Here is a 6,648-nt window from a genome sequence, read left to right as displayed (position 1 = left end):
CAGGGGCTGGATGTATCCAGCCCGTCCGGCGTTTGAGGACGAGCGCGCAGCGCGATCGACGGCGCCCCGTCAGAGGGCAACCAGGCAAGCCGGGGTCACATCACCGGGTCAGGCTCCCGAGCCAGGTCGGCCGCGCCGACGAGTCCGGCCTTGTTGCCCAGCTGCGCCGCGATGACCTCGGCCTGCGGTCGCCACTGCGCGCCCACGAGCCACCGCTTGAAGGACTTGCGGATCGGGTCGAGCACCAGCTCGCCCTCGTCCGAGAGCCCGCCGCCGACGATGAACGCCGACGGGTCGAAGAGGGACGCCAGGTCGGCGAGGCCCGCGCCGACCCAGCGGGCCAGCTCGCGGTAGGAGTCCACGGCGACCGCGTCGCCCTGGCGCGCGGCCATGGAGATGTGCTTGCCCTCGATGCCGTCGGGGGTGCCGTCGCCCAGCGAGAGCAGGAAGTCGGCGTTCTCCGGGGCGGCGTTGGCGCGCTGCTTGGCGTACCGCACGAGGGCGCGCCCGGAGGCGTACTGCTCCCAGCAGCCCTGGCTGCCGCAGCCGCACAGCAGGCCGTCCGGCACCATGCGGATGTGGCCGAACTCGGCGGCGACGCCGAAGTGGCCGCGGCGCAGCTTGTTGCCGATGATGATGCCGCCGCCGAGGCCGGTGCCGAGCGTGATGCAGATGGCGTTGCGGTGGCCCTTGCCGCCGCCGAACTTGTACTCGCCCCAGGCGGCCGCGTTGGCGTCGTTCTCCACGACCACCGGCAGGCCGACGCGCTTTTCGACCTCGTCCTTGAGCGGCTCCTGCCGCCAGTCGATGTTCGGCGCGAAGTAGACGGTGGAGCGCTCGCGGTTGACGTAGCCGGCGGCGCCGATGCCCACGCCGACGACCTCGTGCCCCGCCCGTGCCCCCTCCACCGCGGAGGCGATCGCGTCGACGATGGCCTCGGAGGTGCCGGGGGTGGGCACCTTGAACGTCGACAGGATGTGACCGTCCTCGTCGACCACTCCGGCCGCGATCTTCGTGCCGCCGATGTCGACGCCGATGGTGAGTCCCATGAATCCCTCAGTTCGATCGAGCCCCGCTACGGCCCACCGTACCCGAGGGGGGTCAGTCCAGATCGATGTGTTCCCCCGGTCCGGGACCCTCGTCGCGGCCTTCGGAGCCGCTCGGCCCGGCCGGCCGGCCGCCGTCGCGGGTCCACCGGCCCTCCTGGTCCGTGACGGCGCTGCGGTAGGCGGCGAGCAGCTCGCTCCCGGCGGCCGCCAAGTGGTCGAAGACGTCGGGGTTGCGCTCGATGACCGGCTCCACGACGGACTTCGCCTGCCGGACGACCTGCTGCACGGTCTCCTGCACGACGCCCTGGGCGACCGCGCCGAGCAGCGGCGCCTGGAGCCCGGAGAGCTTGTCGGACACGGCGTCGACCAGCTTGCGCAGCTCCTCGGCGGCCGAGCCGGGCGGCGGTCCGTACTGGGCGCGGCGGCGGGCCTTCTCCGCGGCGAGGTCCTCGGCGCACGCCGTCTCCCACGCGTCGGCGTCGACGGCCGCCGCGGGCTCGGCGGGCGCGGACCGCGGCTGTCCGGACTCGGGCCGCTCCGGCTCGGACGCGTCGCGCTCGATGGCATCGCTCATAACGGGCTGACTCCTGCGCAGGGCCGACGAATTCGTACCTTCGACGTTACCCGAATGGCGGTAGGCCGTTCACCGGGTGTGCGGCCACAGGTCCGGGTCGGGGGTGAAGCGGATCCGCAGGCCGCCGTCGCGCAGGCCCGCGCCGCTGACGGTGCAGCGGCGCAGCGCGGACGGCAGCGCGACGATGCGGCGGAACGGGCCCACGGTGACGACGAGTTCGTCGCCGCGCCGGACCAGGTCGAGGTCGTCGCGGACGGCGCCGGGCAGCGGGATGGTCCAGATCAGCAGGGACTCGTCGGCGAGCGCGTCGGTGACCGGCCAGTCGACGGGGGCGGGGGCCCGGCCGGGGCCCGGCAGGGCGAGGGCGGCGAGGTCGTCGGCGCCGCGGGGGTCCTGTCCGAGGTGCGGGACCCGGTGCGTGCGGTGCGCCGTCTCCCACTCCGCCAGCGCCTTGTCCTGCTGGGCGCGGAGTGCGGCGAGCCAGGGGGTGTCGCCGCCGGGGTCCGGTACGACGCGGTTGGCGACGACGGCGTCCAGGCGCAGGCCGTGCAGGGCGAGCCCGGTGACGGCGGCGGCCACGGCGTCCGCGCCCGCCGGGCCCGGCTCGGCGACCAGGCGCACGCTGCTGTCCGGGGCCTCGATCACGGCCTGCGCGGCGGCGAGCCGGGCGTCCCAGCGGGCCGCCGTCTCGTACAGCGAGGCGGCGGGCACGGGCACGCCCGCGAGCCGGCCGAGCAGGGGGCGCAGGGCGCGGGCCGCCTGGCGCTCCGGGGGCAGCAGGCGGCGCAGATAGCGGCGGAGCTGCTCGGGCAGGGCGAGCAGGGCCAGGGCGCGGGGGGTGGCGGGCAGGTCGACGACGAGCGTGTCGTACGTGCCGTACGTGCCCTCGGCGATCTCGTACAGGGTGCGGAGCAGCGCCAGCTCCTCGCCGCCGGGCAGCGGCGTGAGCTCCTCCTCGTCGAGCCGCTCGGCGCCGAGGAGGTCGAGGGCGGCGCGGGTGTGGTCCTGCGCGGCGAGGAGTTCGGCCCGGAAGCCGTCGTCGGGGTCGGGGCGCAGTGCCGTCAGTCCCGGCGCGACGGGTTCTGGCCGGGGGCCTGTGGGGGTGCCGAGGGCCGCCCCCAGGGTGTCCTGGCGGTCGGCCGAGACCAGCAGGGTGCGGGTGCCCTCGCGGGCGGCGGTCAGGGCGGTGGCCGCCGCGACGGTACTCCGCCCGGAACCACCGGGACCGGTGAGCAAGAGGGTACGCATTCGCCCCACGTTACGTGAGGCCGACCTCAGGCCGGACACGCCTCCGCCCCGCCGCTCCGCGGCGGGATTCCCCCACCCGCCCACCCCATACGCCGCCGACGGCGGGCCACCCCCACGAGAGGCACCCACCACCGTCCGACCGGAAACGGGCGGGCGGGTGGGAAAACCCGCCGCGGCAGCGGCGCGCACCGGAAGCCGCCGACGGCGGGCCACCCCCACAAGGGGCGTCCACCCCGCGGCAGGGTGGAAACGGGCGGGCGGGTGGGAAAGGGAAACCCGCTACGGCTGAGGCTTCGCCTCGACCCGCTTCTTGAGGCCTTCCAGCGCCCGATCAATGATGACCTTCTCCGCCTTGCGCTTGATCATGCCGAGCATGGGGATCTTGACGTCGACGGTCAGCCGGTACGTGACCTCGGTGCCGGTGCCCGCGGGCTTCAGGAGGTAGGAGCCGTCCAGGGAGCGCAGCATCTGGGACTTGACCAGCGTCCAGGACACCTCGTACGCACCGCTCCAGGTGTACGCGAGCGTCTGGTCGTCCTTGATCGCCCCGGCGTCCATGACGAGCCGGACCTGTTCGGCGCGGCCGGCGTCGTCGGTCGCGAGGACCTCGGCCTGCTTGACCTCACCCGTCCAGTCCGGATAGCGGGCGAAGTCGGCGATCACGCCCATGACGTCGGCCGGTGCCGCCTCGATCATGATGCTCGAGCTGGTGTGTTCCGCCATCGCCGTGGCTCCTCCAGATGCGGTCCGGTGCGGGTGCAGTGTCTGCCGCTGAAGGCTACCGCGCACCTGGCGAGGGCTCGTCACCACTCCAGGGCCCACGGCCGCCCCGACCCCGCGAAGTGCCCGACGTTCACGCACTCCGTCGACCCGATCCGCATGCGCCGGGCCAGCGGCTGGTGGACGTGCCCGAAGAGCGCGTACCGGGGCCGGGTGCGGCGGATGGCGTCGAGCAGCGCGCGGCTGCCCCGCTCGAAGCGGCGCGCCACGGTGTCGTACACGAGGTCGGGGACCTCCGGCGGGATGTGCGTGCACAGCACGTCGACCTCGCCGACGGCCTCGATCTTGGCGGCGTACTCCTCGTCACTGATCTCGTACGGCGTCCGCATGGGGGTGCGCAGGCCGCCGCCGACGAAGCCGAAGACGCGGCCGCCGATCTCGACGCGCTCGCCGTCGAGGACCGTCGTGCCGGGGGCGGCGTATTCACGCCACAGCTGCGGCATGTCGACATTGCCGTACGTGGCGTACGTAGGGGTCGGGAAGGCCGCGAAGAGTTCGGCGTACTGCTTGCGCACCGCGCTCTCCACGGCGGGCCCGCGGTCGACGCCCGCCCACAGCGACGCGCCGAACGCGCGGGCCTCCTCGAAGCGGCGTGCGGTGCGCAGCTCGACGAGGCGGGTGGCGTTCTCCTTGCCGAAGAGGTCGGGGAAGATGCCGCGCGCGTGATCGGCGTAGTCCAGGAAGAGGACGAGGTCACCCAGGCAGATCAAGGCGTCGGCGCCGTCGCCCGCGCGGGCCAGGTCCTCGGCGTTGCCGTGCACGTCGCTGACCACATGGACCCGGAAACCTCGCATGTCGGCCACCTTATGGCGCCTGCCGCGGGCCCCGGTAGGGCGGTCGGCCCGTGAGGGCGGGGGACGCGGGCGACCTGCGGTTACTTCCGAGTCAGGAAGTCGGTGGCGTACTGTGCGGTTCAGACCACAACGTCGTGTGACGCACGGAACATCTGGCCCGGCCCCCCTACCGAACCAGCCATACCGATGGGTAACGTCCGGGCAGTCCAGTAGTGCTCAGCCCCTCAACGAACCCCCTGAGGATCCCGAAGCCCCCCGACTGAGCACCTGCCCGACCTTGGACCGCACCGTCGCATCGCACAACGTCGTGGCGTCGGCGCCCTATGTAGGAGCAGCAGTCTTGCGCGAGTTCAGCCTTCCGGCCCTGTATGAGGTCCCCGCGGACGGCAATCTGACCGACATCGTCCGCCGCAACGCCGCGCAGCATCCGGACGTCGCCGTCATCGGCCGCAAGGTGAACGGGAGTTGGCAGGACGTCACCGCGACGGCCTTCCTCGCGGAGGTGCGCGCCACCGCCAAAGGGCTGATCGCGTCGGGCGTCAGGCCGGGCGACCGGGTGGGCCTGATGTCCCGTACGCGCTACGAGTGGACGCTGTTCGACTTCGCGATCTGGAGCGCGGGCGCGGTCACCGTGCCGGTGTACGAGACGAGCTCGGCCGAGCAGATCCAGTGGATCCTCGGCGACTCCGGCGCCGTGGCCTGCGTCGTCGAGTCGGACGCGCACGCGCAGGCCGTCGAGTCGGTGCGCGACCGGCTCCCGTCGCTCGCGCACGTGTGGCAGATCGAGCGCGGCGGCGTCGACGAGCTGAACCGGGCGGGCGCCGAGGTCCCCGACGCGACCGTCGACGAGCGCAGCGCCGTCGCGGGCGCCGACGACCCGGCGACCATCGTCTACACCTCCGGCACCACGGGCCGCCCCAAGGGCTGCGTCCTCACCCACCGCAGCTTCTTCGCGGAGTGCGGCAACGTGGTGGAGCGGCTGAACCCCCTCTTCCGTACGGGTGAGTGCTCGGTCCTGCTCTTCCTTCCCGTGGCGCACGTCTTCGGCCGCCTGGTGGAGGTGGCCGCGCTGATGGCCCCCATCAAGCTGGGCCACGCGCCGGACATCAAGCACCTGACCGACGAACTGGCCGCGTTCCGGCCGACGTTGATCCTCGGCGTGCCGCGCGTCTTCGAGAAGGTCTACAACGGCGCGCGCGCCAAGGCGCAGGCCGACGGCAAGGTCAAGATCTTCGACAAGGCGGCGGACACGGCGATCGCCTACAGCCGCGCGCTCGACACCCCGGGCGGGCCGTCCCTCGGCCTGCGCCTGAAGCACAAGCTCTTCGACAAGCTCGTCTTCACCAAGCTGCGGGCGGTGCTCGGCGGGCGCGGCGAGTACGCCATCTCCGGCGGCGCCCCGCTCGGCGAGCGCCTCGGCCACTTCTTCCGCGGCATCGGCTTCACCGTCCTGGAGGGCTACGGCCTCACCGAGTCCTGCGCCGCCACCGCCTTCAACCCCTGGGACCGGCAGAAGATCGGCACCGTCGGCCAGCCGCTGCCCGGCTCCGTGGTCCGCATCGCCGACGACGGCGAGGTGCTCCTGCACGGCGAGCACCTCTTCTCCCACTACTGGAACAACGAGGCCGCCACCGAGGAGGCCCTCGCGGACGGGTGGTTCCACACCGGGGACATCGGCACGCTCGACGAGGACGGGTATCTGCGGATCACCGGCCGCAAGAAGGAGATCATCGTGACGGCCGGCGGCAAGAACGTCGCGCCCGCCGTCATCGAGGACCGCATCCGCGCGCACGCGCTCGTCGCCGAGTGCATGGTCGTCGGGGACGGGCGGCCGTTCGTGGCCGCGCTCGTCACGCTCGACGAGGAGTTCCTCGGGCGGTGGGCCCGCGACCACGGCAAGCCGGCCGACGCCACGGCCGCGTCCCTGCGGGAGGACCCCGACCTCCTCGCCGTCGTCCAGAGCGCCGTCGACGACGGCAACGCGGCGGTCTCCAAGGCCGAGTCCGTCCGCAAGTTCCGCATCCTGCCCGCGCAGTTCACCGAGGACTCGGGGCACCTCACCCCGTCCCTGAAGCTGAAGCGGAACGTTGTCGCGAAGGACTTCGCGGACGAGATCGAGGCGCTGTACCGGGGCTGATCCCTCGCGGTGCGCCCCAGACCCGCCCCTTTACCCAAAACCAGGGGGCTCCGCCCCCTGGACCCC

General features: G+C 73.0%; 6 protein-coding genes. 1 reads left to right on the top strand and 5 read right to left on the bottom strand.

The genetic code is table 11. From position 1 onward, the window contains the following. Nucleotides 1-95 precede the first annotated feature (95 nt). The 5 genes from ACFWZ5_RS43775 to ACFWZ5_RS43755 all read right to left on the bottom strand — a co-directional run bounded on the left by ACFWZ5_RS43775 (nt 96) and on the right by ACFWZ5_RS43755 (nt 4,445). Entirely contained in the window at nt 96-1,049 is a 954-nt protein-coding gene (locus ACFWZ5_RS43775; protein ID WP_384805486.1) for an ROK family glucokinase, read from the bottom strand. A 52-nt stretch (nt 1,050-1,101) separates the two neighbouring features. After that, nucleotides 1,102-1,623 carry a DUF5304 domain-containing protein gene (locus ACFWZ5_RS43770; RefSeq protein WP_384805488.1) on the bottom strand — a complete coding sequence of 174 codons (522 nt, stop codon included), beginning with the start codon at nt 1,621-1,623 and terminating at the stop codon, nt 1,102-1,104. A gap of 69 nt (nt 1,624-1,692) precedes the next feature. Continuing rightward, complete coding sequence (locus tag ACFWZ5_RS43765) at nt 1,693-2,871, bottom strand: ArsA family ATPase (protein WP_384805490.1); 1,179 nt, start codon at nt 2,869-2,871, stop codon at nt 1,693-1,695. A 279-nt stretch (nt 2,872-3,150) separates the two neighbouring features. Further along, nucleotides 3,151-3,594, bottom strand: a complete 444-nt coding sequence (locus tag ACFWZ5_RS43760) for an SRPBCC family protein (protein WP_384805492.1) — start codon at nt 3,592-3,594, stop codon at nt 3,151-3,153. An 80-nt stretch (nt 3,595-3,674) separates the two neighbouring features. After that, complete coding sequence (locus ACFWZ5_RS43755; protein ID WP_384805494.1) at nt 3,675-4,445, bottom strand: metallophosphoesterase; 771 nt, start codon at nt 4,443-4,445, stop codon at nt 3,675-3,677. 340 nt (nt 4,446-4,785) lie between these two features. Here ACFWZ5_RS43755 and ACFWZ5_RS43750 point away from each other — a divergent pair, with 340 nt between their 5' ends. Beyond that, nucleotides 4,786-6,582 carry an AMP-dependent synthetase/ligase gene (locus ACFWZ5_RS43750; protein ID WP_384805496.1) on the top strand — a complete coding sequence of 599 codons (1,797 nt, stop codon included), beginning with the start codon at nt 4,786-4,788 and terminating at the stop codon, nt 6,580-6,582. Nucleotides 6,583-6,648 lie beyond the last annotated feature (66 nt).

This window comes from Streptomyces sp. NPDC059003 (genome assembly GCF_042740445.1).
Taxonomy (GTDB): Bacteria; Actinomycetota; Actinomycetes; order Streptomycetales; family Streptomycetaceae; genus Streptomyces.
This window is presented reverse-complemented; position numbering and strand designations above follow the sequence as displayed.

What these genes read in the sequence shown, in the direction of transcription:
- ACFWZ5_RS43775 (WP_384805486.1), bottom strand. Translation starts at nt 1,049, where the DNA reads ATGGGACTCACCATCGGCGTCGACATCGGCGGCACGAAGATCGCGGCC.
- ACFWZ5_RS43770 (WP_384805488.1), bottom strand. Translation starts at nt 1,623, where the DNA reads ATGAGCGATGCCATCGAGCGCGACGCGTCCGAGCCGGAGCGGCCCGAG.
- ACFWZ5_RS43765 (WP_384805490.1), bottom strand. Translation starts at nt 2,871, where the DNA reads ATGCGTACCCTCTTGCTCACCGGTCCCGGTGGTTCCGGGCGGAGTACC.
- ACFWZ5_RS43760 (WP_384805492.1), bottom strand. Translation starts at nt 3,594, where the DNA reads ATGGCGGAACACACCAGCTCGAGCATCATGATCGAGGCGGCACCGGCC.
- ACFWZ5_RS43755 (WP_384805494.1), bottom strand. Translation starts at nt 4,445, where the DNA reads ATGCGAGGTTTCCGGGTCCATGTGGTCAGCGACGTGCACGGCAACGCC.